Source organism: Enterobacter sp. 148H3, from assembly GCF_034107425.1.
GTDB classification, from domain to species: Bacteria; Pseudomonadota; Gammaproteobacteria; order Enterobacterales; family Enterobacteriaceae; genus Enterobacter; species Enterobacter vonholyi.
The window spans coordinates 23656-48326 of record NZ_JAWNEI010000018.1 but is presented as its reverse complement, the minus strand read 5'-3'; the positions used below and the strand labels follow the sequence as shown (position 1 = coordinate 48326).

Here is a 24671-nt window from a genome sequence, read left to right as displayed (position 1 = left end):
ATTAACGACAGTTACCGCATAATCCGGGCTCGTCAGTGCTTCTCAATATACATGGTCCGGCTATACGCCACGTCTTCCGGGTTATTAATAGGGTAACCTTTCACCCAGGGCTTAATCAGGCGACCGTTGGTGTACTGATAAATTGGCGCGATAGGTGCTTTCTCCATGAGGATTTTCTCCGCCATGTTGTAGTCCGTATTACGCGCTTTCGCCGTGGTTTCCAGCGTCGCCTGGTGAATAATTTTATCGTAGGCCGGATCGTTATAACGCGAGATATTGCCGCTGTGGGTTGAGGTCAGCAGGGACAGGAAGGTCGAAGGCTCGTTATAATCACCTACCCATGACGCGCGGATCACATCAAAATTGCCGGTGTTGCGGCTGTCGATATAAGTTTTCCACTCCTGGTTTTGCAGTTTGACATCCACACCAAGATTTTTCTTCCACATGGAAGCCACCGCTATGGCGATTTTTTGGTGGTTTTCCGAGGTGTTGTACAGCAGGTTCAGCTTCAGCGGACGCTGAGGGCCGTAGCCAGCGGCCTGGAGCAAGGTTTTCGCCTGAGCGTTCAGCTCCTGCTGCGACATCTGTTCAAACGGTGAAGGGTCAGGGCTGAAACCCGCCGTCACGTCAGGGGTGAAATGCCAGGCCGGCTTCTCGCCGGTACCTAACACCTTCTCTGCCATAATGCGGCGATCGATCGTCATGCTCAGCGCAAGACGCACCCTGGCATCGGCAGTCGGCCCCTTTTGTGTGTTAAACGCGTAGTAATAGGTCCCGAGCTGGGGCGGCGTATACACCTGTCCCGGAATGTCCTTCAGGAGTTTCTGATACATGTTTTTCGGGAACGATTCGGTGATATCGATATCCCCTGCCAGATAGCGTTTTGTGGCGGACGATTCCTGATTAATCGGAATGAAAGTCACTTTTTGCAGGACGGTGTTCGCGTTGTCCCAGTAATGGGTATTCGGAACGACGACCAGTTTTTCATTCACCACGCGGTCGTTCAGGACGTACGCGCCGTTACCTACCAGTGCGCCGGGACGTGTCCACTCCTTACCGCTTTCAACGTTCGCTTTTTGCACCGGATAGAAGGCGAAGTTCGCCGTCAGGTTGCTAAACCACGGGAGCGGTTTGTCCAGCTGGACGCGTACGGTTCTGGCATCCACCGCCGTCACGCCCAGGGTATCTGGCGCCGCTTTGCCATCAATAATGGCCTGCGCGTTGTTGATGCCTGCCAGCGCCGCAAACCAGGCAAACGGAGACGTGGTTTTCGGGTCAACCAGGCGCTGCCAGCTGTAGACAAAATCCTGAGCGGTGACGGGCGTACCGTCAGACCATTTCGCGTTATCGCGCAGGGTAAACGTCCAGATACGGTTATCGTTGCTCTGCCAGCGCGTCGCTACCCCTGGGGTCAGTTCCCCTTTCTCGTTCTGATTCACCAGCCCTTCGAAAAGATCGCGAATTACCTGAATCTCGGGTAATCCCACCGCTTTTGCCGGATCGAGCGAAGCGGGTTCGTCTTTAATATGCCTGACCAGCTCCTGTTTTTGCGCCAGTACCGTGCCCTGTGGCACATCAGCAGCGTACGAGAGTGTAGAGAGTCCGCACAGGTACAGTGCAGCACAGAGACGCGAAACAGGATGCTTCATAAGATCCCCTTTAGTGAATTCAGGTAACAAGCAGATGCGTAATTATTTGTTTCGAAACAGAGAAATGCAAATACCTTCGTCCGGAATAGTGATTTGAGGCAATTCTCAGCCGTCACGGAAACTATTTGATTAACAGCGGGTTTTGCACAACACTGCCTGTAGAGACTTCTTTATCAGGATTTCGTATGGCAACCACCCGACCGCGAGCGGAGCGCGGCGCCTTTCCGCCGGGCGCCGAGCAATATGGCCGCTCATTTTTAGGCGCATCGCTGATCTGGTTCCCGGCGCCCGATGCCGATCGCAACAGCGGTTTGATCATTGCCGGCACGCACGGAGACGAGAACTCTTCCATCGTCACGCTTTCCTGCGCGCTGAGGACGCTGACGCCTTCGTTGCGACGTCACCATGTGATTCTTGCCGTCAATCCGGACGGCTGCCAGCTGGGATTGCGGGCGAATGCGAGAGGAATCGACCTGAACCGTAATTTCCCGGCGGCAAACTGGCGCGCAGGGGAAACGGTATATCGCTGGAACAGCTCCGCCGAGGAGCGGGACGTGGTGCTGCTAACGGGAGATAAGCCCGGCTCGGAGCCGGAAACGCAGGCGCTGTGCCAGCTTATCCATAAAATCCACCCAGCATGGGTTGTCTCCTTCCACGATCCGCTGGCCTGTATTGAAGATCCGCGCCACTCCGAACTGGGCGAGTGGCTGGCGCAGGCTTTCGCCCTGCCGCTCGTCACCAGCGTGGGCTATGAAACCCCAGGTTCCTTTGGTAGCTGGTGCGCCGATTTGAGCCTGCCCTGCATCACCGCTGAATTCCCGCCGATTTCCTCCGACGAAGCCAGCGAAAAATACTTAAAAGCGATGGTGGAGCTTCTGCGCTGGCAGCCTCAGAGATGAAGCACGCCGCTGGTAAAATGAAGCGCCGGTGAAACGTCAACAGCCAGCCACGTCGGACCATCGAGATCGGCGAAACGGACCTGATTGACCAGCGGAAGCACCGCGCCGATCGCCCGGGAGGTGCAAAGCATGCACCCCAGCATCAGGGCAAACCCCTGCGCCCGGGCTTCCGCCGCCAGAGCCAGGGCTTCTGTCAGTCCGCCTGCCTTGTCGAGCTTGATATTGACCATGTCATAGCGGCCCTTAAGCTCGCTCAAATTTTCGCGGGTATGGCAGCTTTCATCCGCGCAGACGGGCAACGGATGGATAAAATTCTTCAGCGCCGCATCATCTTTTGCTGGCAGAGGCTGCTCCAGCATCGCCACGCCCAGATCGGCCAACAGCTGGCATCGCGCTGCCAGCCCTTCAGGATGCCACGACTCGTTGGCGTCAACAATCAGCGTGGCTGAGGGCACCGCAGAGCGAATGGCGACCATCCGCTCGCTGATCAGACGATCGTCGAGCTTCACTTTTAAGAGCGTGGCCCCGGCGTCATAGAGCGCTTTCGCACTGGCGGCCATCTGCTCCGGCTCACCAATCACGACCGTTTGCGCCGTCACGACGGACTCAGGCAGCGCCACACCCAGCAAGGACGTCAGCGATTTTTGCTGCTGAGCGGCTTCAAGGTTCCAGAGCGCACAGTCGATAGCGTTACGCGCCGCCCCGGCGGGCAAACGCTGCTGTAACGACTCACGCGTGAGACCTTTTTGCAGGTCAGGCACAAGGGTCATGATCTGCGCCATCACCGACGCAAGGCTTTCCCCATAGCGCGGGTACGGCGTACATTCCCCGACGCCTTTAAACCCCTCTTCTTCGATTTCAACCACGACCACGCTTGCTTCACTTCGGCTGCCGCGGGAGATCACAAAGGGGGTATGCAATGGCCAGGCTTCTTCATAGACTTTAACGCTTCTCATCACTGACTCCTTGCGGCCCGGAAAGGCGAAAAATTTGGTTTGCCGTGTTATCCGCTGATGGCATACACTAGCCCCGACGTTAACTATATGTAAACAGGAAGATATCTATGTCACAACTCGTTCATTTCCAGGGCAACCCGGTTGCTGTTGCAGGTTCCATTCCGCAGGCTGGCAGCAAAGCGCAGGCTTTTACTCTGGTGGCTAAAGATCTGTCTGACGTCACACTGGCTCAGTTTGCGGGCAAACGCAAAGTACTGAACATTTTCCCAAGCATTGATACCGGTGTTTGTGCCGCATCCGTGCGTAAATTCAACCAGCTGGCGACTGAAATGGACAACACCGTTGTGCTGTGCATTTCCGCTGACCTGCCGTTTGCCCAGTCCCGTTTCTGCGGTGCCGAAGGCCTGAGCAACGTCATCACCCTCTCCACCCTGCGCAGCGCTGATTTCCTCGAGAAATATGGCGTCAGCATCGCGGAAGGCCCACTTAAAGGTCTGGCAGCACGAGCTGTACTGGTTCTTGATGAAAACGACACTGTTGTCTTCAGCGAACTGGTTAATGAAATCACCACCGAGCCAGATTACACTGCCGCGCTGGACGTGCTAAAAGCATAATAAGTCCTTAGCATTCTATACAACTCATTCTCAACCTCGCCGCGGCGGGGTTTTTTATTACTCTGAAGCTGAATCGTTAAAGCTAATGTGCTCGCAAGTCACATTAATCATGCAATAACATGAGCAACATGCAACATGAGCGTGATTAACAACGCATAATAATCGTTAAAACTCCCTATTTTTGGCCGCAGTGAAGCACATCACATTTCCCTTTTTGCCTAAACATTAGATTTGCTTACGAAAGAAAATAATCGTTTCAGCAAAAAGGATTAAATATGAAGATTAAATTCGCTTTTACGCTCCTCGCGGTACTGATTTCTGGCCATGCAGCGGCCAAAACCTGGGTGCTGACAAGCGCTGAAAGCAGCGTAGAAAAAGGAAACTGGAAAATTTCCAGTGATGAGCTGAAAGTTAAGGATAAAACGTTCAGCATTGAACAAAAAGTCTTACACGGCGGTAAACAGGAAGGCAGCAAAGTCATCATAATTAGCAGCAAAGATGGCCTGACCATTACCCTGAGCCCTACCCGTGGCATGAACCTTCTGCATGTGGAAGGGTTTGGCACCCGACTGGGTTGGAACTCTCCTGTTAAAGAGGTCGTGAACCCGGCATATATCAATCTGGAAAGCCGCAACGGTCTCGGCTGGCTGGATGGTTTCAACGAGATGATGGTGCGCTGTGGCTATGAGTGGACAGGACACCCGGTCGCTGCGGATGGGCAAATTTACACCCTGCACGGCAGGGCCGGTAATACCCCTGTTTCGCAGGTCGAGGTTGAAATCGCGGATACCGCTCCGCATGAGATCCGCGTTCGGGGTTTAATCAAAGAGAGCACGTTTAAAAAAGCGGATCTGCAAACCATGACCGAACTGCGCTATGTTCCCGGAACCAACCGGTTCAGTCTGCATGATGTTCTGACAAACCATGCCGATTACCCTCATGATTATCAAATCATCTATCACAGCAACTTCGGGACACCGATCCTCGAAGAAGGCGCCCGTTTCCTTGCGCCGGCGGTGAGCGTGAGCCCATTCAATGACTACGCCAAAGCGGGCGTAAACGACTGGCAAACCTACGCCGGGCCGACAAAAGGCTTTGATGAGATGGTCTTTAATATTAAACCGCTGGCAGACAATAACCACGAAACGCTCGCGGCGGTGGTCAATAAAGCCGGAGATAAAGGCGCGTCAATCCAGTTTGATACCCGCCAGCTGCCCGTGCTGACCTTATGGAAGAACACCGACACGCTGAAGCAGGGCTACGTCACGGGCATAGAACCGGGCACTAGTTACGCCTACCCCGTTACGATTGAACGTGAGCAGAAGCGGGTTAAGCAGCTGCAGCCCGGTGCCAGCGCGCAGTTTGATCTGACCTACACCCTGCTCCACAGCCCGCAGCAGGTGAAAGAGGTTGAAAGCAGGATTGCGTCGATTCAGGGCGAGACAAAAACAGAAATCGTTAACACGCCGATGGCGAAGGAATAAACGTAAAGTAAAAAGCCTCTTTACAGAGGCTTTTTGTTATTCGTCGCCTTTCTTATGATTCAAACCGTACTCACGCAGCTTGTTCGCGATCGCGGTGTGCGAGACACCAAGGCGTTTTGCCAGCTTGCGGGTGCTGGGATAGCTGCGGTACAGCTGCGTCAGCACTGAGCGTTCAAAACGGCTGGTAATATCGTCCAGCGAACCTTCCATCGCCTCTTCCCCTACCGATACCGTTCCGGCGTCGTAATCCGGCAGCAGGATATCCTGCGGGCGCAGTTCGTAGCCTTCAAGCTGGGTCAGCGCGCGATAGACGGCGTTTTTAAGCTGACGAATGTTGCCCGGCCAGCCGTAGCGCATGAGCACCGTGCCGAGATCGGCAGACAGCTTCGGACGCGGCACACCCTGCTCGTCGGCAAAGCGGGCGACGAACAGCTCCGTTAGCGGCATGATGTCCTGCGGACAATCGCGCAGTGGCGGAATGTTCAGCGTCAGTACGTTGAGGCGGTAATAGAGATCCTCGCGGAAGATCCCCTTTTGCACCAGTTCAACCAGGTTTTTCTGGGTGGCGCATATAACGCGCACGTCCACATGCACTTCGTGATCCTCACCGACGCGGCGGAATGTTCCGTCGTTCAGGAAACGCAGCAGCTTAGCCTGCATACGTGGCGACATTTCGCCAATTTCGTCCAGCAGCACGGAGCCGCCGTTAGCCTGCTCGAAGAACCCTTTCTTACCTTCCGGCGCGTGACCAAACAGCTCGCTTTCAACGGCATCTTCCGGAATAGAGGCGCAGTTAAGTGCCAGATAAGGCTTAGCCGCACGCGGACTCGCCAGATGCACCGCATGAGCCAGGAGGTCTTTCCCTGTGCCGGTGTCCCCGGTAATCAGCAGCGGCGCGGTCAGGCTTGCGAGCTTGCGCGCCTGATCAACCACATGGCGCATTTTCGGGCTGACGGCAATAATCTGGCTGAACGCACCGACATCCTGACTGGAGAGGTTTTGCAGCTGGCGACCCATGCGTAACGTCGAGCGCAGCATGATCACCGCCCCGGTCAACACGCGAGTATTCCCTTCCCCTTTCAGATAGACCGGCGTGATCTCCATCAGGAAATTCTGCCCGTTAATCACCACATGCTCGCTAAGCGTGTTCTGCGGATTGCTGTCCAGCCAGCGCTGGAAGTTAAAGCCGGGGATCAGCTGCGCGGCGTTATGATTGCTGAGCTTCTCCTGGCTCTGCGCGAAAAGCTGGCAGCTTGCGTGGTTAACGCGCTCAACTTTGCTTTTCAAATCCAGGGAGAGGAAAGGTTCAGGCATGGCCTCCAGCAGCGCGCTCAGCGCCAGGTGTTCACGTTCAGAAGGCATCCAAGGAATGGTGCGCACATCCGTAACGCCAGCGATACGGCGGATTTCCGCCATCAGGCTGCTGAATGTATTAAATCCAATTTCGGCAAAATTGAGGTAAATTCGCCCGACAGGATCGATCTCAATGCCACGTAAATCAATGCTACGTAAAACAAGAAGATCGAGTAATTCGCGGGTCAGACCGAGACGGTCTTCACAGAAGACTTCAAGACGCATGGGAAATTCACCGTTTTAAGCCAGTAACAGTAAAATGATATGTCAGAACACGGTGATCGGGAAGATGGCTGTCAACAAATATTGACAGCCAGCACGATAAGTGAACAAAACCTCACGGAGCCGGTTTTTTATTGAGCGTCTCTTTGAGCTGGCCGATCAGCTCGCGCCTGAAATCCCCCAGTCGCGGCTTATCGCCGTCAATCCAGGGCAGCGGACGGCAGACTTCCATCGCTTTAATCCCCAAACGCGCCGTCAATAATCCTGCGCCAATCCCCTGGGCGGCACGAGCAGAAAGACGCGCCGCCAGATCCTGCGACATCCAGTCCATTCCCACTTCGCGCACCAGCTCACTCGCCCCGGCAAACGCGATATTGAGCAGGACCAGCTTAAACAGCCTGAGCCGACTGTAGTAACCCAGCTCTATGCCGTAGAGATTCGCGATACGGTTGATCAGGCGCAGATTACGCCAGGCGATGAAGGCCATATCGACCAGCGCCAGCGGGCTGACGGCAATCATCAGGGTGGATTCTGCCGCAGAACGGCTAATCTCGCGTCGCGCCTGGGCATCAAGCACCGGCTGAACCATGTGGGAATATAGCGTCACCACTTCCCGATCGTTCTGGGTCTCATGGATGGCAGCGTACCAGCGCTGAAGCGCCGGGTGCGACTGATCGATTCCGGCCTGGCTGGCCAGCTTTTCACAGAAGGCACGACCTTTGCCGGTGCCGTGACTGTGGAGTAGATCCCGCGCTTCATCACGCTCGTGCGCGCGCTGGCGCAAACGCCAGAGCCGACGCCACTCGGTGGTAACCGACCCGATGCCCGCCCCCACAATCAGCGCGCCTGCGGCACATCCGCCCAGCGCGACCCAGTCCTGAGTTTGCCAGGCATTCATCGTCCACTGCACGCCCTGCCCAACCACGCTTACGCCAAACAGCGCCAGACCGGCGGTGACCATCCTGCGCCACAGGCTTCGTTTTGGACGCAGAGCGGCTTCCACAACCGCCTCTGCCGGACCTTCCTCGACGGCGGGATCCTCTGTCAGGGCCGGGGAAAAGTTATCGGCCTGCGTGCCGCTGAACGTCTGCGCGGTTTTGAACGCCTCCTGAGGGTCGTGCTCAAGCGTTCCGGTAAAGTCTATGCGCGGTTTTAACGGTTCCGTCATCGCAATTTATCTCCAATCAAAAACTCCAGCGCCGCATCCAGACGGATGTGTGGTAAAGGCCTGTCGACACTCATTGCCTGCGGGCGGAAGGCTTCAAACTGGAAGCCCTGGTTCTGCCAGAAGGCCTGACCCGGCAGCCGCGCAGGCACTTCGCCCGGATAGACGGTAAGCGGTTCACCGTCGCTGAGCCGGTTCCCGCGTAATGCCGGTATTTTCTCGCCGTTAAGATCAATCAGCCCGCTTTGTGTCGCCTGCACGGACGCGAGCCCAAGGCAATCCATGCCGATCCCTTCGAAGGCGGCGTTTTGCCAGGCGTCCTGCACCAGCTGCTGCAGCAGCGATACCATATTGGCATGCTGGTCGACCGTGACGTGATCGGCCTTCGTGGCCGCAAAGAGCAGTTTGTCGATCACCGGTGAGAAAAGACGACGGAACAGCGTCCGCTGCCCGTAGTGAAAACTTTGCATCAGCTGCGTCAGCGCCAGGCGCATATCGTTGAAGGCCTGCGGCCCGCTGTTGAGAGGCTGCAGGCAATCCGCCAGCACAATCTGACGATCAAATCGCAAGAAGTGGTTTTTATAGAATCCCTTGACCACTTTTTCACAGTAGTAATTGTAACGCTCGCGCAGCATCCCGGCGTTAGTGTGCCTGTCGGCCTGCACCAGCTTCGACTCACCCACCCCATCCACATCCGGCCAGGGGAAGAACTGAAGCGCAGGTGCGCCCGCTAAATCACCCGGCAGAACAAAGCGACCCGGCTGAATGAAGTGCAATCCTTCCTGTTTACACTGGTGCAAATACGCCGTCCATGCGTCGGCAATGGCCGCAAGACGGTTTTCATCTGCTGGCGCAAGCGGGTCCAGTCCTTCGCAAAGCTGTCGCCATTTGGCCGACCACCCTGCGCGTTGCCCCTGCAACAAGCCCGTCATCTGGCGGGACCAGCTGAGGTAATCCTGCGCCAGCATCGGCAGGTCGAGCAGCCATTCGCCGGGATAATCGACGATTTCAAGGTACAACGTGGAGGTATCCTTGAAGTGGCGCATCAGGGATTCATTCGAGCGAAAACGCAGCGCAAGACGAATTTCACTGACCCCTCGCGTCGGGGTCGGCCACGCGGGCGGATCGCCATACAGCTGCGCCAGCCCTTCGTCATAGGTAAAACGAGGAATACCAAAATCGCGCTGAGGGACGCGCTTCACGCCCAGCAGACGTTCTTCCCGCACCGCGCTGAGCAACGGCAGACGCGCCCCGGCATGCAGGTTCATGAGCTGGTTTACCATCGCAGTGATAAACGCCGTCTTACCGCTGCGGCTCAATCCTGTTACCGCCAGTCGAAGATGACGGTCAACGCCACGGTTAACCAGTGAATTAATTTCGTTTTTAAGTCGCTTCATCGCCGTCCTTCGTTGCCCGGAAGCCTTGAATGCATGGCTTCAGAATACAATAAATGGGGGCAGATCGTTGATTATCAATTCTTATTTATTGCTATTGCCGTTTTCTCTCCAGTAAGATGAACGGCATTGCTGTCAGTCCGGAGTGAGTAAGGTGTATGTCACCCACCATCTATGATATCGCACGGGTTGCGGGCGTATCGAAATCAACCGTTTCCCGCGTTCTGAATAAACAAACGAATATTTCTCCCGAAGCGCGTGAAAAAGTGCTGAAGGCGATTGACGAATTAAATTATCAGCCCAACAAACTGGCCCGTGCCCTGACCTCTTCTGGCTTTGATGCCATCATGGTTATTTCGACCCGTTCAACCAAAACCACTGCCGGTAATCCCTTTTTCTCCGATATCCTTCATGCCATTACGGCAAAAGCGGAAGAAGAAGGATTTGACGTTATTTTACAAACGTCAAAAAGCAGCGAGGACGATCTGCTGAAATGCGTGAGTAAAATTAAACAAAAGATGATCAAAGGGATCATTATGCTGAGCTCACCGGCAAATGAATCCTTTTTCACCACGCTGGATGCGTATGGCGTACCGGTAGTGGTTATCGGCAAAGTGGAAGGTGAGTATCAAAATATCTATTCCGTCGACACAGATAATTTCCATGACAGCGCCACGCTGACCGAAACCTTTATCAAAAATGGACGCCGTAAAATTGCCTGTCTGCATGCCCCGCTTGATTATCATGTTTCGATCGATCGTCTTGCGGGCTATAAAGCCAGTCTGGAAAAGCACCATATTGCCCTTAACCCGGACTGGATCAGGGATGGCGGTTATACCCATGAGAGCGCGCTTACTGCGGCTCTGGAGCTGTTGTCTTCATCCAAGCCGCCCGATGCGGTATTTGCTACCGACAGCATGAAGTTGCTAAGCCTCTATCGTGCGGCGGATGAGTTGAATCTGATGATTCCAGAGCAGGTGGTGATAGCCGGATACAGTGACCCGATGCTGTCTCTCATTTTAACACCCGCACCTGGCGGGTTTGATATCCCCACCCGAAAGCTGGGGGAAGAGAGCTGCGATCTACTTTTCAGGCGTATTGCAGGTCATCCCGCCCCGCAAAAAGCGCTGGTTGATACCCATTTTATACTGGCGGCCTCGCTGCGCTAAAACCAGGGGCAGTTAGCCCCTGGAATACACACGATCAGAAAGCGTAATTTACCCCAACGCCCGCATAGTGGAAGCGGTCGTTTTTACCCTCGTCATGGTTTTCCCATTCATAGGCGTATTCAAGCGTCATGGATAAACCGTTATTGAAGTCATAGGCGTACTGCATACCCACGCGGTTGAAATTATGTCCTTCACGCTCGGGATCGTCCCGCCAGTCCCAGTTCGACCAGCGATCGAGCCCCAGTCGTGTGTAAGGCGTTAAGGTGGTCTGGCCTAACGAAATAGGCAGATAGGCACGAATTTCCTGGGTGGAGAATTCTCCGTTATTACGGGAACCGTCCATGTTGAACCCGCGCTCTAAATAGTAATTCACTTTAGCGGCAAAGGTTTCGTTAATGGTCCATGTAAAGCCCGTTTCGGTTTCGACGCGGCTGTCTGAATAGCCGGTTTTTTCCAGATCGTTAGCAAACTGATACATGGCAAACCAGCCGCCAAAACGCCAGTCGTCGGTTAATTTTATATCCCAGTCAGGCTGAATTTTGTAGCGCTGCATATTAGCGCTGCCGTCTCTGGCGCCGTGTTCATCCTTAAAGTGATAGCCGTAATTACGGAAGCCTCCGGTCAGACCGAACGTAAAATCATCTGTTCCGATAAAGCGATAGCGTAATTCAAATTCAGGACGATCGAAATAGGTGCCACGGGTCATGCTGCTATAATCAACCGGCCCTTCCTGATACATCGCCAGCGAAATAGTCCATGCATCCCAGGTCGCATTAAACCACACGGAAGGTTCATATAACCCGTCTTTATCCTCCCCCTGGCCTTCGACGTTTTCTATTTCATACATCGCGCCAATATTAAATTCCCACTTTTTAGCGCTTTCTGTTGCGTGTGCGCAGCTAACCCCTGCGCACAGCACGAGCGCAGCACTTTTTAGTAGAGTACTCATCAAATATTCCCTTTATAAATAACAAACAAAAAAACCGGAAATGGGTATTTCCGGCGAACACCTTTTTTATCTAATAGCCGCTTCGGTTTCAGCGTCGAAGAAATGGCACTTATTCATATCGAACTGGATGCCGATATTATCCCCAGCGGCATAATCATTCGCAGCGCCAGCACGAACAACCAGCTCATGACCGCCAACGGTGGCGTAGAGCATAAACTCCGCGCCGGTCAGTTCGGCTACGCTGACTTTCGCCTCGATATTTTTACCGCTGCTCTGCAGAGTGAGAATATCTTCCGGGCGGATCCCAAAGACCACGGCTTTGCGCTGATACCCTGCGGCATTCAGTGAAGCGAGCTTGTCTTCCGGGATCGCCAGACGCAGCGTTTCCGTGACGAAATAGCGGTCGTCGATAGCACCGCGAATGAAGTTCATGGCTGGCGATCCAATAAACCCTGCGACAAACATGTTTGCCGGTTCGTTATACACCTGCTTAGGTGCACCGACCTGCTGAATAATGCCGTCTTTTAAGATCACGATGCGGGACGCCATCGTCATGGCTTCCGTCTGATCGTGGGTCACGTAAATCATGGTGGTGTTAAGCTTCTGATGAAGCTTGCTGATTTCAGCCCGCATCTGCACGCGAAGCTTGGCATCGAGATTTGAGAGCGGTTCATCCATCAGGAACACGCCCGCCTCACGTACGATCGCCCTGCCTAACGCCACGCGCTGGCGCTGGCCGCCGGACAGCGCGCCGGGTTTACGCTTTAGGTATTCACGTAATCCGAGGATCTGTGCCGCCCAGTTAACGCGCTCTTCGATAACCGCAGGCGCAATTTTTTGCATCTTCAGGCCGAACGCCATGTTGTCGTAGACCGTCATATGCGGATAAAGCGCATAGTTCTGGAATACCATGGCGATATCGCGTGACTTGGCGGGCACATCGTTCATGCAAACGCCGTCAATCACCAGTTCGCCAGCGGAGATCTCCTCCAGACCGGCGATCATGCGCAGCGTCGTGGATTTACCGCAGCCTGAAGGCCCGACGAAGACGATGAACTCCTTGTCTTCGATTTCGAGATTGAAATCCTTAATCACGTGGACCTGGTTATCATAGATTTTCTGAATGTTTTTCAGAGACAGTTGAGCCATTGTTAATTCCTTATCAATACGTCCGGGATGCCCAAAACTCGGTAAGGCATTTCCAGGTCAGTTCCCGCGTTGAATGAAGCTGTAGTCCCGCATGGTTCAGGCCAGAACCCACCCCAACCGACAGCATGCCCGCCGCGTTGATCGCCGCTACGCCTGCAGGTGCATCTTCGATGCCCATGGCCTCTTCAGGACGCACCTTCAGGCCAGCACAGGCTGCAAGGAAGATCTCCGGATCTGGCTTTGAGCGGCGAATACGGGAAGCATCGGCGCAATAATCGAAGGCCTGATAAATGCCCAGCGCGTGCAGGATCCCTGGGGCATTCAGGGAAACGGAGGCGAGTCCAGTTTTGACGTTCGCTTTACGTATATCCGTCAGCACGTCACGAATACCCGGAAGCAGTGAATCTTCCGTCAGCGACGCCAGAGACTGGACATAAAGCGCGTTTTTTTTCGCCGCCAGCGCGAGGCACTGCTCTTCACTAAACATCCCCTCTTTCCCGCCATGCTTCAGGATGCGCTGAAGGGAATCCATGCGGCTAATTCCCTTCAGCTGTTCATTAAACAGTTCGTCGAAGGTGATGCCGATTTCGTCAGCCACTGCACGCCAGGCCAGAAAATGGAGGTGTGCGGTATCGGTGATAACACCGTCCAGATCGAATACAACAGCCTTAAGCGTCATGGCGCCCCTCCGTGGTAGCGGTCCCATTTACAGGTGCAAGAAAATCCTTATAAGCGCATACCTTGCGCCCCGATACGCGTAGCGTCTTGCCCCACAGCGTCAGAGTGACAGGTGTCGTCGTTTCAATGGTTAACACCTCATTTTCATAGGTGAAGTGCAGCGTTGCGTTCCGCCAGCGCAGGGGGAAAGCAAGCCTTCGCCAGTGGGCAGGCAGGCTGGGCGCAAGGTGTAGTTCCCCTTCCACAATCTGCATACCGGCAAACCCCTGGATGACGCCGGACCAGATAGCGCCGGTCGCCGCAGCATGAATACCGTCATCGCAGCTGTGTGGATCGTCCCCAAGGTCAATGGCGACGCCATCACGCCAGAAGGCGTATGCACCTTCGGTGTCACCACAGCGGGCGGTCACAATGCCATGTATGGCCTTACTCAGCGAAGAGTCATGGATCGTGCGGGGCTCGTAGAAAGCCAGATTGACGGCACATTGCTGTGGGGTAAACCGCTCCGGCAAGAGGTAGGTAAGCATTACCACATCAGCCTGCTTCAGGATCTGCATGTCGTTTACTTCCGCGCGGGAGTAATCGAGCAGAATGGTCTGCTTCCCTGCTTTTGCTTTATAGCGGCTGAGATCAATGGCCGGTTTCGCCATGAAGGTATCATCCTGCGGGATCACACCGTCTGAATTGGCCTCCGGCAGCCATAAGCGCGTCAGGAACCGCGTGGCATTCTCCGTAAAACGCGCATCTTCACGCCCAAACTGCGCCATAAACCGGCACGCGCAGGCAACGTTATGCCACGCCAGATAATTGGTATAGGCGTTGTTGTTCACATGCTCGGTGTATTCGTCAGGCCCAATCACATCATGAATTTCCAGGCGCCCGTCTACCTCCGTTGCGCGGCCCATCCAGAACGCGGCGGTTTCCATCAGCAGCGTCAGGCCTTCATTTCGCATAAAGGCATCATCGTGTGTCGCCTGCCAGTAAGCGACGACGGCCCAGGCAATATCCGCCACGATGTGGTGTTCAGCCAGCGCGGAGGCCACCTTCTGGCGCATGCCGGTTCGGATGTTGATAGCCGCGAACTCCGGCGTTTCCTCTTTGCCGCTCGAGGCGCTCTCCCACGGGAAAAGTGCGCCCGGCCAGCCGTTGCGGCGGGCTTTTTCCCGGGCCCCGGCCAGGTTAAGCCAGCGATAGCGCAGCAGATTGCGGGCCACCTGCGGACGGGTGAAAAGATGGAAAGGCAGCAGGAATATTTCGGTATCCCAGAAGACGTGTCCTTTATACCCCTCGCCGGTCAATCCCTTAGCGGCAATGCTGCTCCGCTCATCATGGGCTGGCGTCATGGTGGTCAGATGCCAGACGGCATAGTCCAGCGCCATCTGATCGTCGGGAACTGCAGAAGCCACTTCCACCCGGGCGTTACGCCATACGTCTGCCCATGCGCAGGATGAACTCTCCAGCAGCGAGGCATACCCCCTTGCCGAACAAACCTTGAGATCCGCCAGCGCCCTTCGCGCGAACGACTCCTGCGAAAGGGCTTTATCGCTGCGATGGGCAACCCAGACAATCTTATCCAGTGTGACAGTGTCACCTTGCGCTATCGTCAGGCAATAGTGGGCAGAGACCCGACGATTTTTAGCGGTAAAACAGCTTTCGCTGTCGGCTGATAGCTGACAAAAGGCCGAGATAACAACATCAGCGGCCCGGTCCTGCGTTTCATACACACCCTGCATATAGTGCTGGTTGAACACCCTGACAGAAATTTCATCCAGATGCTGCCGGCCGGTATTGGTTTGTGTCGCATCAATGCCGGTTTTCATCACCACCTGCGAGGCAGCATCAAGCGGGGTGATCGCAAGCTGCATGGCCACCAGCGGCAGCTGATCCAGAGAGACAAAACGGCGACTCTCCAGTCGATAGCGTTTCCCGTCGGGCGAGCGCCAGATGACGCTGCGACGAAGTTCGCCATTAGCAAACGCCAGCTCGCGCTGCCACTCGATAATGTCCCCCGACAGAAGGGTAAAATTCACCCCGTCCAGCTCAACCTCAATACCGGTGATATCGGGCAAATTGACCAGCTCAGTGGTCTCATTGCGATCAGCACGATGATACAGACCCGCAAGATACATGCCTCGGGTTTGCTGGGTGTAATCCTCTTCATGCGCAGCGCGGATCCCCATGTAGCCATTACCGCAGGCCATGATGGAGGCGTATTTATTCAGACTGTGCGGACAAAAGCCCGGGTCGGTTAATACAGACACGTTTAGCATAACGTCACGCTTCCCCCCGTTTCTGCTGATTCATACAGCGCGGCGACAAGCTGCTGGATAATCAGCCCCTGCTCCGCATCAGCGATCATGACGGGCTCTCCCTGCACATGGCGCACGAAGGCATCCATACTGCGCAGGTGGCGTTGGTCGTCAGCCTCTTCGCGTTGGGTAAGAGTTTGTAAAACACCAGCTTCGTCGTTGTAAATGTGCGCCGGGAACAGCGTGGCACCCGCCTTTTCACCGCAGAATGCGACGTTCATGATCGATTGCTCGCGGATATTGAGCGCAAACGACGTGTCCAGACGCAGAATGCCGCCGTTGCAAAATTCAATCGTGCCAAACAGAGCATCTTCCACGGTAAACTGCGTGGGATCCCACGCGCCAAACTGACCGCTGCTTTTACGGTTGCCCAGCCTCTGAAAGCTATGCGCGGTCACCCGTTTTACCGCCGGGAACCCCAGAACATACATTGCTGCATCAAGCATATGGATGCCGATATCAATCAGCGGACCACCGCCCTGTAGCGATTTATTGGTAAAAACGCCCCACCCTGGCACACCGCAGCGACGCAGCGCCTGCGCCGACGTGAAGTAAATTTCTCCAAGCGTTCCGTTCATTACCGCATCACGCAGCAGCTGAGTATCCAGGGCAAAACGATGGTGAAAATCATACGCCAGCACTTTTCCCGCCTTGCGCGCAGCCAGGCGCATCCGATCGGCCTCCTGTGGCGTCATAGCAGGCGGTTTTTCACACATCACATGGCAGCCTGCTTCCAGCGCTGCCATGACGTGCTCGAAATGAAACCGGTTAGGCGAGCAGACGCTCACCGCATCCGGCTTAACCGCCTCGAGCATTTCTCGCGCATCCTGCCATGCCGAGGGAATACCATGACGTTCCGCAAACGCCCGAGCCTGTTCAGGGTGGCTGTCCATTACAGCCACCATCTGAACATCACTGCGCGTGGCGTAATACGAGGCGTGCACTTTATCCGCGACCTGCCCGGCGCCAATGATGGCGACGCGCAGAGGCGAAGGTGTAGAAGCACTCATCACGCTCGTCATCCTTAGCATTTACGCAGATAAGTGAGCGAATCCCGGTATGCCTGAGCCGGATCATCGGCGCGAACACGGCACTCATATACCACGTAACCCTGGTAGTTATCCGCACGCAGCTGATCGAACAGGCTGGCAAAATCGAGGCTACCGCTTCCCGGCTGGTAACGGTGATTATCGGCGATGTGCACATGGCCAAGCAGATCGCGGTGCTGATGCAGCGCCTCCGTCAGCGAATCTTCTTCAATGTTCATATGATAGAAATCGCCGATGATCTGCACGTGCTTGAGGCCGTTCTCTTCGATATAGCGTCGTGCGTCAGCCAGGGTGTTGATCATGTGATCCTGATAGCGGTTCAGCGGCTCCAGATAGATGGTGGTTCCGGTGCGCGCTGCCACCTCATCCAGCCAGCGCAGCGAAGCACTCACCGCTTTGCGGTCGCCTTCAAGGCTGCGTGGAGAGATCATTGGCGGCAGTCGAAAGGTAAACATCCCCCACGCGGCAGGCACGATAATGCCCTTACCGCCCACTTCAGCCAGCGCTTCCAGAATGCGTTCAATCTGCTGTAATCCGTTCAGACGGCGCTCTTCGATGAAATCGCCGATCCAGCCATCGTATCCACCGCAGGCCGTCGTGACCGGCAGGCCGGTGGCCTTAATCGCCGCTTTCACCTCGGCGAGGTTTTCCACCAGCAGCTTGCCGTCAATTTCGTAGCCATCAAAACCCATCGCTTTGATGTACTCGAATTTCTCCATGATATTGACCGGGAAAAAGCCCTGGTTCTGTGTTGCGATTTTCATGATTTGCTCTCCTTAGCTTAAAAAGTGACGCCCATTTTGATGCTCAGTTCCGGATGCTGGTCCACATATTTCATGTAGCTTTCAGCGCTGGTGGTGAAGGTCACGACCGGGTCGATCAGATCTTCACAATTGAGATAACCGTTCATCAGCAGTTCCCAGCAGGTCTCTTCGATACGCTTGCGGCTCCAGCGCGGATAGTCCGGGTTTGGTTCGCTGCAGGCGCGGGAGAAGACAATCTTCGCATTATTGAAATGCGCTTCTCGGCCGAGGTTAAAGCCTTCAGCGAACGGTTTCGCGAAGGCTACGTAGGAGATGGTGCCGCCGTAGGCGAGCCCGCGCAGCGCGGACTGCAGCGCATCGGCAAAACCACTGGTTTCGATGATCACGTCCGCGCCCTGCTTGCCGGTCAGCTTTTTGATTTCCAGGCCGACATCGGTGCCGATTGGGTTCAGGCAGTGGTCCGCGCCGTGACGACGGGCGATCTCGCAGCGGTGTTCGATTGGATCAACGCCGATAACCACTGACGCACCGGCTTTTTTAGCCAGCTGAATCGCAATCTGCCCGATTGCTCCCAAACCGACCACGACGACAAAGTCGCCCACGCGGACGTTGGCATCACGCACGCCGCTCATGGCGAACTGCGCCGGATCGTAGCAGACGGCGTTCTTCCAGGACGCGCCCTGCGGCATTTTACGCAGCTTATAGTTGTTCACCGCGTTGACGATGACCGTTTCCTGCAACGGGCCGTAGCAGCAGACAAGATCGCCGATCTGGTAATCCGTCACGTCCGCACCGCATTCAATAATGTCGCCAACAACCATGTTACCCAGCTGGAACTTACCGAACTCAATACCGCGCGCTGCGCCCTCTTCACGCGGCGTGAACATCTGCCACTCTGCGTTGAATTCTTCATCAATAAACGGGCTGGCGGCGCGGAAATCCACCACTTCTGTACCGTGTTTCGGCGCGCCAAAACGGGCGCGAATTTTTACTTCATGGACTGCAACCGGACGATCTTCATATTCCACCAGCGCCGCCATGCGTGGCGCTGTCGCAACTAATTTTTTCATGACTGACTCCTTGTTAATATTGGCCGCCTCAGCCCTTCACGCCACCGGCGGTCAAACCACTTTTAATAAAACGTTCAGACAGGGCGTACATGATGACCACCGGAAGCGCCGTCACCAGCGATGCCGCCATCATGCGGCCCCAGATATAATCTGGCGTGCTAAAGAGCGTGTTCAGCCCGACCGGCAAGGTAAAATTGCCAGAGCTGGACAGGAAAATTGACGCAAACAGATAGTCGTTCCACGCCACCATAAAGCAGTAGACAAACACCGATACGAGTCCTGAGATCGCAAGCGGGACGGTGATGCGAAAGATGATTTGCAGGCGGTTGAGGCCGTCCATCATCGCGGCTTCTTCGATTTCGTCCGGGATGGTGTCGAAATAGCTGCGCAGCATGAACACCGCTGTCGGCAATGTCTGGGTCACCATGGTGACGATCAGCGCCAACTCGGTGTCGTAGATCCCGAGGGCAGTGATGATTTTGAACAGCGGCACTACCAGCAAGATCCCGGAGAACATATAGACGGTGTAGAAGCTTGCATTGATCGTCGTGCGTCCTTTAAAACGCAGTTTGGACAAGGCATAAGCACCCAGCGTGCCGAGAAATACGGCAATCACCGAGGCGGTCAGCGATACCATCATGCTGTTTTTGAAGTAATCCACAAACGGGAAGATCAGCGGGTTAAAGATGTCGATGTAATGCTGCAGCGTCCACTCCTGGGGCAGAATGGTCGGATGGAGCGAGATCGCCTCTTTCGCACTCTTAAACGACGTCATTAGCATCACGAAGAACGGGAACAGCGTGATAACCAGAAACACCGCCAGCCCCAGATAAAAACCAATACGGCTCAGTACGCGTTTATTTGTTGCCATTGAGGTTTACCCTTTTTCTGGTCAGCAGAATCACCGCGAAGATGATCACGAACAGCACGACGGAGATCGCCGCAGCTTTACCCAAATCATTGAAAGCGAATGCCGTTTTGTAGAGGTAGACGCCCAAAATATCGACCTTGGTAGTCAACAGGTAGACATCCGCAAACATGTAGAACATCCAGATAGTGCGGAGCGTCACCACCGTTGCCAGCACCGGCATAATCGCGGGCAGCGTAACGATTCGAAAACGCTGCCAGGCATTCGCGCCGTCCATTTCCGCCGCTTCATACAGGGATTTATCAATGGTCTGTAAAATCGCCAGGAATGAGATAAACGCGTACGGGAAGTAACGCCAGATGGCGAACAGCACCACCAGTACAAAGCTGCTGCCGGGATTGTCGAACCACAGGGGCGCCTGGTCATACAGATGCAGTAGGTCAACGCCCAGATAGTTCACGATGCCGTAGCCGTTGTTGAACATGTATTTCCATGCAAACACCAGCGAAATGGACGGGGTAACGTAGGATAAAATCACCAGTGAACGTGCCGTTTTCCGCAGACGAAACTCCCGGTTAAAGAAGATGGCGACGGCAAGCCCCAGCCCGGTACTGCCGAGCACGACCAGCGCGGTGTACCAGAACGTCATCCACAGCGAGTGCCAGAAGGCGGCATCGCTGAGGATGCGAATGTAATTATCCAGCCCGACAAACACAGCGCTAATGCGCGGGTTAAGCGGCAGTCGTAAAAAACTGATTTCAATATTGGAAATCATTGGCCAGGCCACCAGGGCCCCCAGCAGAATCAGGCTGGGGGCCAACAGCAGCATGGCGAAAGGCATATCTGAACGACCAGAAAACAACGTCTTCATAATTTCCTTCCGCAGAGCGCTCCTATCGTTGTGAAATAAGATCAGTCAGTCGCTTCTGGCTGCTGCTTAACGTTGTATTAAGGTCCTTCTGCTCCACCGTGACGTTATGCACCATGGAACTGATAATGCCGGAGCCCGTTACATCGCCCATGCGGGTGAAGTTTTTATCCCCAACCGCGCCAAACACCTGCACGTTCGGGAACTGCGCAATCAGTTCATAAGGCAGTTGCCCAAACGCTTTAATCACATCGTTGTTTTTCCAGGTATCGGTGCCCACCACTAGCTTGTTCACCGGCAGTGCCGCGCCAGGCGACATCATGACCCAGTCCGTCGCGTTTTGAGCCTGTTCCATCCAGGTCACAAACTTCTCGGCCGCTTCGGTCTCCTCTTCAGTTTGTCCGGTGGTGATCGTCAGGGAGGTGATCATGCCGTACACCGCCGATGACTTTTCAGTCGGGACAACGAAGCCCAGGTTAGAGGGGTTTCCGTCCTTGTAGACGGCAGGCAGGATGTAGGTGGAGTAAACCGCCATAGGCGCTGAACCGTTCATGAAGGCGTCTTTGATCTCCATGACATCGTTTGAACCCGGCATTGTGGTCGCGGCCAGCGCTTTATAAAACGCCAGGGCTTTTGCCATTTCAGGGGTATCGATGTTGACGTTCCCTTTGGCATCAAACACGTTTGCGCCGCCGGAAAGCGCAAACTGAGAAAACGACTGCTCGGTCATCACGCTTTCCGCCGTCGGCAGCGCGATGCCGTAATGCTTTTTAGCCGGGTCGTTAAGGCGCTGGCTGGCTTGCAGTAGCTGTTCCCAGTTATGTGGCTCCTGAATGCCCGCCGCGGCCAGCACATCTTTGTGATACCAGACGCCGGAAAGCCAGGCGCTGACCGGCACGCCCGTCCAGGCTGAACCGTCTTCCGTACGAACAACACGCAAGATGCCGTCATAGAAAGTGTTTTCGCCTACCGCGTTAATGGCTTCGCCGATAGCTTTGCGATCCAGCAGCTGTTCCTTGTCCATTACTTTTGCGTAGTCATGGCTGACTTCAATCACTTCAGGCAGCGCGCCGGTTCTAGCCAGCGTAATCACCTTAGTGTTGTAGGCATCCTCTTCCACCGGTACCTGTTTTACCGTGATGCCAGGGTTCTCTTTCTCGAACTTTTCGATCAGCTTCGTGATAACCGCCTGACGCTCCTGCTCGACTGATGAGTGCATAAACTCAATGGTGACAGTGGACTTTTTGTCATCCTTACAGCCTGATAACAAAGCGCACGAAACCAGTGCTGAAATCAGCACAATTCTGGGCATTTTCATTTTTAAGGTCCTTTTTAGTTTTCTTTAATCCACAACACCTGCCATGGATGTAGGGTCAGCGTTTTATCTGTAATAACTTCTCCTGAAATCAAATCCGTCCCGGATTGAATATCGGATTCTACCGTTTGAATGCCATCACTGAAATTAAACAGCGCCGTTATTTTCTCGCCACAATCCGCCACACGAACGATTTTTAAAACATGTTCACCTGACGCACTAAAATAAGCCTGACTGTCAGGGTGGAATGCTTTTTCCGCACGACGCAGCGCGATTAACTGGCTTAACGCACAATAGACCTGATAACGCAGACTGCTTTTATCTTCAAGCGCACTATCAATTTGTCCTGCGGTATATTTCTCGCGATTTATCGCACGGTTATATCCCAGACGTTTAACACCTGCATAATCATTACGGGAGCCGAGAATACTCTGGATATAAACAGCAGGCACGCCGGGGAAGCTTAAGAGGACGGCATGCGCCAGAATAAACCGGGCAATGCGTTCGCTATCATGACTTTCTCGCGTACTCAAAGCATCCAGATAGGTCACATTAATTTCATACGGGCTTCGTGTGCCATCCGGGTTATTTTTCCAGTTAACCAACGCACCTTCGGTCTGAAGCTTTTCTACAAGCGAGAGGATCTCCGACTCAGGTAATATTCCGCGTAATGGGTTGAGACCAATGCCATCATGTGAGGCCAGGAAATTGAACCAGGTCGTTTTTGTCGAAGGTAACGCAAGCGACTCCGCCCACTGGCTCAGCGTACGGACGTCCTGAGAATGCACCGCGTGCAGCACCAGCGGCGGCAAAGAGAATTGATAAACCATCTGCGCTTCATTTTCACCGTCACCAAAGTAAGCAACGTTATCTTTATGCGGAACATTCGTCTCGGTGATAATCACCGTGCCCGGAGCAACAGCCTCGGTAATGGCGCGGAAAAGCTGGATGAGCTGATGGGTTTGCTTAAGATGGATGCAGGTTGTTCCGGGTATTTTCCACATGAAGCCCACAGCATCCAGACGAATGTATCGCGCCCCTTCAATCAGGTAATGCAGCAGCACGTCGACCATCGCAATCAGCACCTGCGGGGAGGCGAAGTTGAGATCAACCTGGTCCTCGCTGAAGGTAGTCCACAGGTATCGCACGCTGCCATCATGCAGTGTGAAAGGCGTAAGAAGCGGCAAGGTACGCGGACGCGTCACCGCGGATAAGTCTGTTTCAGGATCGACAGAAATAAAGAAATCGTCATACCCTGGCGTTTGCTTCAGGTAATTAGCGAACCATTTGCTTTTGGCTGACATATGGTTGCATACGAAATCAAACATTAAACTGGCTGACTGTTTTAATTCGGCAACGTCTCGCCATGTTCCGGTTTCAGGTACAACCTCATGATAATCAATAACAGAAAATCCGTCGTCAGAAGACCATGGATAAAAAGGCAAGAGATGGACATGAGAAAAAGAATGAGAAAGCCATTTGTTATAAAACCGTGTAAAAACCGGTAGCGCCTTCTTCCCTTCCGCTGAAAACTGATCGGCATAAGTGATCAGGACAACGTCTTTTTCATCCCAACCCGTTTTACGTTTTTCTGTAATAACAGAGGCGGCCTTTCCGATATTTTCCAGCAGCACATTCAAATGGGCTTCAGAAAACGTTTCCCCGTAAACAAGATTAATGAGTTCTTTAATTTTTGGATTCATTTCATTTTCCATGGTAGCGGTCCCACGAAGTGGCAATCTACTCCCATGAAAAATATCTGTCAACGGACCGGGGAGGTGAAAAAGGTGATTGCAAAGCAGCTCAGCACAATATTGTGAGCTGCCGCAAAGAAAGAACGGGTAAAGAGGAAATGCGGTGAGCTATCGCCAGTCCCTCGCCCGTCAGGGAAAGGACTAGCGCCAGCGGGAATTATTGGGATAAGTAGCGGCGAGAAAGCCGTTTTGCCACCTTTTGCAACAGCGGTTCGAGCGCCACGGCCAGCACCATTCTGATCGGCTTGCGGGCAACGGATTTGATCGCCCAGCCCGCCACGCCTGCCGGGCCGAACCGTAACGCGGTCAGCAGGACCAGTTTACCTGCGATTTTCAGGCCGGGTTTTACCTTCTGACCGGCCTGTTGCCAGTGTTGTTTCATCTCATCTCTCTCTTAAAGCTGACGAAAACGACTTCTCAGCGTAAAGGTATCCGACGTGACATAGCGTTCCATTTCCCGTAACCGCTTCTCACCGGCGGCGAGTTGCGCATCAACCGCATTAAGAAGATCGCTGCTGGTTGGGGCCCCCTCCGCAGCCAGCTCTCCTTCCGGCATCGGGTCAAGAACAAACGACAGCACGATGTAAGCTACCAGGGTGATAAATGCCAGACCAAAGAAGATCGACAGCACCGTCACAACGCGTACCAGCTTAACCGGGACGTCAAGATAATGCGCCAGCCCGGCACAGACGCCGCGCACCATGCCCTGCTGTGGAATTCGCCACAGCTTTTTGTTCAGATTCAGTCCAGACATTAACGGTCCCTCCAGTTTGGATGTTCAGCATCCAGGATGGCTTCCAGCGCCTGAATGCGTTCGCGCATTTTGTTCGCTTCATCGGAGAGCTGTACCAGACGCTGTTGTTCACTCTGGGAAAGTTCGCCCCGTGAAGAACGGTTGCTATAGTGCAGCCACAGCCAAATCGGCAAAACGAACAGCACGAAAATTGTCAGGGGAATGGCCAGAAAAAGCGCGCTCATGTGTACTCCTTGTCT

General features: G+C 54.3%; 23 protein-coding genes. 4 read left to right on the top strand and 19 right to left on the bottom strand.

From position 1 onward, the window contains the following. Positions 1-32: 32 nt before the first annotated feature. Positions 33-1649 (bottom strand): peptide ABC transporter substrate-binding protein, encoded by a 1617-nt coding sequence (locus USH94_RS20205; RefSeq protein ID WP_111965077.1) that lies wholly within the window; start codon positions 1647-1649, stop codon positions 33-35. A gap of 185 nt (positions 1650-1834) precedes the next feature. On the opposite strand from USH94_RS20205, the gene mpaA reads away from it, so the two are divergent. After that, positions 1835-2548, top strand: a complete 714-nt coding sequence (gene mpaA / locus USH94_RS20200) for a murein tripeptide amidase MpaA (protein ID WP_111965078.1) — start codon at positions 1835-1837, stop codon at positions 2546-2548. Here the strand turns inward: mpaA and ycjG are convergent. Further along, entirely contained in the window at positions 2539-3504 is a 966-nt protein-coding gene (ycjG, locus tag USH94_RS20195; RefSeq protein WP_111965079.1) for an L-Ala-D/L-Glu epimerase, read from the bottom strand. The two genes, mpaA and ycjG, sit on opposite strands and share 10 nt — an antisense overlap. A gap of 107 nt (positions 3505-3611) precedes the next feature. Here ycjG and tpx point away from each other — a divergent pair, with 107 nt between their 5' ends. Together tpx and USH94_RS20185 are read left to right on the top strand one after the other, a co-directional pair. After that, the gene (tpx, locus tag USH94_RS20190; protein WP_023335907.1) at positions 3612-4118 is read left to right on the top strand and encodes a thiol peroxidase; all 507 of its coding nucleotides are present in this window, start codon (positions 3612-3614) and stop codon (positions 4116-4118) included. A gap of 275 nt (positions 4119-4393) precedes the next feature. Then, a complete protein-coding gene (locus USH94_RS20185) occupies positions 4394-5602 on the top strand; it encodes an aldose 1-epimerase family protein (protein ID WP_111965080.1) in 1209 nt (402 codons plus the stop codon). Between the two features lie 36 nt (positions 5603-5638). Here the strand turns inward: USH94_RS20185 and tyrR are convergent, their stop codons facing one another. The 3 genes from tyrR to USH94_RS20170 all read right to left on the bottom strand — a co-directional run bounded on the left by tyrR (position 5639) and on the right by USH94_RS20170 (position 9739). Continuing rightward, a complete protein-coding gene (gene tyrR / locus USH94_RS20180) occupies positions 5639-7180 on the bottom strand; it encodes a transcriptional regulator TyrR (RefSeq protein ID WP_111965081.1) in 1542 nt (513 codons plus the stop codon). A 112-nt stretch (positions 7181-7292) separates the two neighbouring features. Next, positions 7293-8345, bottom strand: a complete 1053-nt coding sequence (locus tag USH94_RS20175) for a YcjF family protein (protein ID WP_111965082.1) — start codon at positions 8343-8345, stop codon at positions 7293-7295. After that, positions 8342-9739 carry a YcjX family protein gene (locus tag USH94_RS20170; protein ID WP_111965083.1) on the bottom strand — a complete coding sequence of 466 codons (1398 nt, stop codon included), beginning with the start codon at positions 9737-9739 and terminating at the stop codon, positions 8342-8344. The genes USH94_RS20175 and USH94_RS20170 overlap by 4 nt, the downstream gene beginning before the upstream one ends. A 155-nt stretch (positions 9740-9894) precedes the next feature. On the opposite strand from USH94_RS20170, the gene USH94_RS20165 reads away from it, so the two are divergent. Further along, positions 9895-10905, top strand: a complete 1011-nt coding sequence (locus USH94_RS20165; protein ID WP_111965084.1) for a LacI family DNA-binding transcriptional regulator — start codon at positions 9895-9897, stop codon at positions 10903-10905. Between the two features lie 34 nt (positions 10906-10939). On the opposite strand, the gene USH94_RS20160 is transcribed toward USH94_RS20165, so the two are convergent. From USH94_RS20160 to pspB, 14 genes are all read right to left on the bottom strand, one after another. After that, positions 10940-11854: an OmpG family monomeric porin gene (locus USH94_RS20160; protein WP_111965085.1), complete on the bottom strand. Its 915-nt coding sequence runs from the start codon at positions 11852-11854 to the stop codon at positions 10940-10942. Positions 11855-11920: 66 nt separating this feature from the next. Beyond that, positions 11921-13003: an ABC transporter ATP-binding protein gene (locus USH94_RS20155; RefSeq protein ID WP_111965086.1), complete on the bottom strand. Its 1083-nt coding sequence runs from the start codon at positions 13001-13003 to the stop codon at positions 11921-11923. Positions 13004-13016: 13 nt separating this feature from the next. Next, a complete protein-coding gene (gene pgmB / locus USH94_RS20150) occupies positions 13017-13682 on the bottom strand; it encodes a beta-phosphoglucomutase (protein WP_111965087.1) in 666 nt (221 codons plus the stop codon). Next, complete coding sequence (locus USH94_RS20145; protein ID WP_111965088.1) at positions 13672-15951, bottom strand: glycoside hydrolase family 65 protein; 2280 nt, start codon at positions 15949-15951, stop codon at positions 13672-13674. The genes pgmB and USH94_RS20145 overlap by 11 nt, the downstream gene beginning before the upstream one ends. Beyond that, positions 15945-17003, bottom strand: a complete 1059-nt coding sequence (locus USH94_RS20140; RefSeq protein ID WP_111965114.1) for a Gfo/Idh/MocA family protein — start codon at positions 17001-17003, stop codon at positions 15945-15947. The genes USH94_RS20145 and USH94_RS20140 overlap by 7 nt, the downstream gene beginning before the upstream one ends. Positions 17004-17014: 11 nt before the next feature. Further along, a complete protein-coding gene (locus USH94_RS20135; protein ID WP_111965089.1) occupies positions 17015-17803 on the bottom strand; it encodes a sugar phosphate isomerase/epimerase family protein in 789 nt (262 codons plus the stop codon). Positions 17804-17820: 17 nt separating this feature from the next. Beyond that, the gene (locus USH94_RS20130) at positions 17821-18873 is read right to left on the bottom strand and encodes a zinc-dependent alcohol dehydrogenase (RefSeq protein WP_111965090.1); all 1053 of its coding nucleotides are present in this window, start codon (positions 18871-18873) and stop codon (positions 17821-17823) included. Positions 18874-18901: 28 nt separating this feature from the next. Further along, complete coding sequence (locus USH94_RS20125) at positions 18902-19744, bottom strand: carbohydrate ABC transporter permease (RefSeq protein WP_111965091.1); 843 nt, start codon at positions 19742-19744, stop codon at positions 18902-18904. Continuing rightward, on the bottom strand, positions 19731-20612 hold the full coding sequence (locus tag USH94_RS20120; RefSeq protein WP_111965092.1) for a carbohydrate ABC transporter permease: 882 nt from the start codon (positions 20610-20612) through the stop codon (positions 19731-19733). Before USH94_RS20120 ends, USH94_RS20125 begins: the two co-directional genes overlap by 14 nt. 22 nt (positions 20613-20634) lie before the next feature. Further along, complete coding sequence (locus USH94_RS20115) at positions 20635-21927, bottom strand: ABC transporter substrate-binding protein (protein WP_111965093.1); 1293 nt, start codon at positions 21925-21927, stop codon at positions 20635-20637. A 14-nt stretch (positions 21928-21941) separates the two neighbouring features. Continuing rightward, positions 21942-23639, bottom strand: a complete 1698-nt coding sequence (locus tag USH94_RS20110) for a sugar phosphorylase (protein WP_111965094.1) — start codon at positions 23637-23639, stop codon at positions 21942-21944. Positions 23640-23835: 196 nt separating this feature from the next. After that, entirely contained in the window at positions 23836-24060 is a 225-nt protein-coding gene (gene pspD, locus USH94_RS20105) for a phage shock protein PspD (RefSeq protein WP_111965095.1), read from the bottom strand. 12 nt (positions 24061-24072) lie between these two features. Further along, a complete protein-coding gene (pspC, locus tag USH94_RS20100) occupies positions 24073-24432 on the bottom strand; it encodes an envelope stress response membrane protein PspC (RefSeq protein WP_008501237.1) in 360 nt (119 codons plus the stop codon). Then, positions 24432-24656, bottom strand: a complete 225-nt coding sequence (gene pspB / locus USH94_RS20095; protein WP_023312045.1) for an envelope stress response membrane protein PspB — start codon at positions 24654-24656, stop codon at positions 24432-24434. The genes pspC and pspB overlap by 1 nt, the downstream gene beginning before the upstream one ends. Positions 24657-24671: the final 15 nt, after the last annotated feature.

What these genes read in the sequence shown, in the direction of transcription:
- USH94_RS20205 (WP_111965077.1), bottom strand. Translation starts at nt 1,649, where the DNA reads ATGAAGCATCCTGTTTCGCGTCTCTGTGCTGCACTGTACCTGTGCGGA.
- mpaA (WP_111965078.1), top strand. Translation starts at nt 1,835, where the DNA reads ATGGCAACCACCCGACCGCGAGCGGAGCGCGGCGCCTTTCCGCCGGGC.
- ycjG (WP_111965079.1), bottom strand. Translation starts at nt 3,504, where the DNA reads ATGAGAAGCGTTAAAGTCTATGAAGAAGCCTGGCCATTGCATACCCCC.
- tpx (WP_023335907.1), top strand. Translation starts at nt 3,612, where the DNA reads ATGTCACAACTCGTTCATTTCCAGGGCAACCCGGTTGCTGTTGCAGGT.
- USH94_RS20185 (WP_111965080.1), top strand. Translation starts at nt 4,394, where the DNA reads ATGAAGATTAAATTCGCTTTTACGCTCCTCGCGGTACTGATTTCTGGC.
- tyrR (WP_111965081.1), bottom strand. Translation starts at nt 7,180, where the DNA reads ATGCGTCTTGAAGTCTTCTGTGAAGACCGTCTCGGTCTGACCCGCGAA.
- USH94_RS20175 (WP_111965082.1), bottom strand. Translation starts at nt 8,345, where the DNA reads ATGACGGAACCGTTAAAACCGCGCATAGACTTTACCGGAACGCTTGAG.
- USH94_RS20170 (WP_111965083.1), bottom strand. Translation starts at nt 9,739, where the DNA reads ATGAAGCGACTTAAAAACGAAATTAATTCACTGGTTAACCGTGGCGTT.
- USH94_RS20165 (WP_111965084.1), top strand. Translation starts at nt 9,895, where the DNA reads ATGTCACCCACCATCTATGATATCGCACGGGTTGCGGGCGTATCGAAA.
- USH94_RS20160 (WP_111965085.1), bottom strand. Translation starts at nt 11,854, where the DNA reads ATGAGTACTCTACTAAAAAGTGCTGCGCTCGTGCTGTGCGCAGGGGTT.
- USH94_RS20155 (WP_111965086.1), bottom strand. Translation starts at nt 13,003, where the DNA reads ATGGCTCAACTGTCTCTGAAAAACATTCAGAAAATCTATGATAACCAG.
- pgmB (WP_111965087.1), bottom strand. Translation starts at nt 13,682, where the DNA reads ATGACGCTTAAGGCTGTTGTATTCGATCTGGACGGTGTTATCACCGAT.
- USH94_RS20145 (WP_111965088.1), bottom strand. Translation starts at nt 15,951, where the DNA reads ATGCTAAACGTGTCTGTATTAACCGACCCGGGCTTTTGTCCGCACAGT.
- USH94_RS20135 (WP_111965089.1), bottom strand. Translation starts at nt 17,803, where the DNA reads ATGAAAATCGCAACACAGAACCAGGGCTTTTTCCCGGTCAATATCATG.
- USH94_RS20130 (WP_111965090.1), bottom strand. Translation starts at nt 18,873, where the DNA reads ATGAAAAAATTAGTTGCGACAGCGCCACGCATGGCGGCGCTGGTGGAA.
- USH94_RS20125 (WP_111965091.1), bottom strand. Translation starts at nt 19,744, where the DNA reads ATGGCAACAAATAAACGCGTACTGAGCCGTATTGGTTTTTATCTGGGG.
- USH94_RS20120 (WP_111965092.1), bottom strand. Translation starts at nt 20,612, where the DNA reads ATGAAGACGTTGTTTTCTGGTCGTTCAGATATGCCTTTCGCCATGCTG.
- USH94_RS20115 (WP_111965093.1), bottom strand. Translation starts at nt 21,927, where the DNA reads ATGAAAATGCCCAGAATTGTGCTGATTTCAGCACTGGTTTCGTGCGCT.
- USH94_RS20110 (WP_111965094.1), bottom strand. Translation starts at nt 23,639, where the DNA reads ATGGAAAATGAAATGAATCCAAAAATTAAAGAACTCATTAATCTTGTT.
- pspD (WP_111965095.1), bottom strand. Translation starts at nt 24,060, where the DNA reads ATGAAACAACACTGGCAACAGGCCGGTCAGAAGGTAAAACCCGGCCTG.
- pspC (WP_008501237.1), bottom strand. Translation starts at nt 24,432, where the DNA reads ATGTCTGGACTGAATCTGAACAAAAAGCTGTGGCGAATTCCACAGCAG.
- pspB (WP_023312045.1), bottom strand. Translation starts at nt 24,656, where the DNA reads ATGAGCGCGCTTTTTCTGGCCATTCCCCTGACAATTTTCGTGCTGTTC.